The sequence below is a fragment of the Planomonospora algeriensis genome, from assembly GCF_977012225.1.
The window spans coordinates 1-1,611 of sequence record NZ_CDRNDK010000811.1; the positions used below are offsets into that span (position 1 = coordinate 1).

The 1,611-nt window shown below is 72.7% G+C and carries 2 protein-coding genes; both read right to left on the reverse strand.

Annotation, left to right across the window (positions count from 1 at the left end):
- Positions 1-121 precede the first annotated feature (121 nt).
- A complete protein-coding gene (locus tag ACWJ6R_RS36005; protein WP_449066492.1) occupies positions 122-796 on the reverse strand; it encodes an LppX_LprAFG lipoprotein in 675 nt (224 codons plus the stop codon).
- A gap of 135 nt (positions 797-931) precedes the next feature.
- Positions 932-1,423, reverse strand: coding sequence for a MarR family winged helix-turn-helix transcriptional regulator (locus ACWJ6R_RS36010; RefSeq protein ID WP_449066493.1), 492 nt, complete (start codon positions 1,421-1,423; stop codon positions 932-934).
- Between the last annotated feature and the right edge of the window lie 188 nt (positions 1,424-1,611).

The window sequence follows — 1,611 nt, forward strand, 5'->3', positions numbered from 1 at the left end:
GCCGGGGGCATCGTCGAGGGCGCGGCCGGGGGCGCCGTCGGGGGCGCCGTCGGAAGTGCTGTCGGAAGCGCCGCCGGCGCCGTCGCGGCCGTGATCGGGGTGGGGCGGAAGAGACATGGCGTCACTCCGCCGGGGCGGTCACCTGGACCGGCGCGTCGTAGTCGGCGAAGGCGACGGTGACCTTGCCCTCGGCCATCGGCAGCTCGGCCTTGAGGAGGCGGCCGGTGGCCTTGTCGATCCAGAGGGTGCCCTCCACGCTCTGCGCGATCCCCGGGACCAGCGCGGCGAGGATCTGCTGGGAGAGCGTGGCCGAGAGCCGGTAGGCGTCGGCGCCGTCCAGCTTCTCCTCCGCCTGGGTCTTCGGGTCCAGGGCGTTGCCCAGCAGCCGGACGACCCCCCGCTCGGGGTCGAGGATGGCGGACGGGTCGTAGATGGCGGCCAGCTCGCTACGCGACATCTTCTGGAAGCCGCCGGTGACGCCCTTGAAGTACACGGTCTCCCCGGCCAGCACGAAGCTGATCTCCTGGAGGCTGCCGGCGAAGTCGAGCTGGATCGTGCCGTCGGCGTCGCCTGTGGCGCTGAGGCGGCCGGCGGCCTTCTTGACCTGGAGCTGCGGCGCGTTCTCGGCCTCCATCGTGAAGGAGGCCGAGGTGACGGTCCGCATCGCCTCCGCGGACCGCTTGACCAGCTCGGGGCCGTCGGGCAGGGCGGTCCCGGAAGCGGAGCCCCCGCTGCAGGCGGTGACCAGGGAGAGCGCGGCGACCAGCGCGGCGACGAAGATCCGGCGAGCAGACATGGCCGGATCGTAGCGACCGCCCGGTCGCGGCCGGGGGCCCGGCCGGTATCGGTTTCGCTTCACCGGCGCCCGCGGCGTTCCCGGCGAGGCGAACCGATACCGGCTCGATACCGGCCGGGTCTCACGGCCGCCGGTTCACCGAAGGTTCTTGAGGTGGTCCACCACGGGACCGTAGGCCGTGGCCAGCTCGCGGAGCTGGTCGTCGGTGAGCAGGTCGATGAAGTGCCGCCGCACGCCGGCCACGTGCTCCGGCGCCACCTTCTGGATGGTGGCCCAGCCGTGCCCGGTCAGTACGGCGAAGGTGCCGCGCCGGTCGTCGGGGCAGGTCTCCCGGGCGACCAGGTCGGCGGCCTCCATCCGGGATATCTGGTGGGACAGCCGGCTGCGGGACTGGATGGTGGCGTCGGCCAGGTCGCTCATGCGCATGCGGTGGCCGGGGCTCTCCGAGAGGTTGACCAGGATCTCGTAGTCGTTCAGGGAGAGGCCGAAGGCCTGCAACTCGCGGTCGAGCCGGTGTTCCAGGAGCTTGTGGGCGGCCAGATGGGTGCGCCAGGCCCGCTGCTCGATCGAGGTGAGCCAGCGGGGCTCCTCGTCGTTCACCGGTCGTTCACCGCTCTGCCCGCGCACCGCTCTCCTCGCCGCAGCTCCTCCGTCACGCCGGGGACGCCCGTCTTTCCGGTTCTGTCCCCTGGTCCATGAACAGAACTTACCTCAGGTGGTGAGGGGAGGCTCCGGCACGGGTGAGGCGGAAGGCTCGCGCGGCGGGGCTCCAGGGCTCCGGCGCGCCGAGGTTCCGGGCGCGGGCCCGCCGCCCG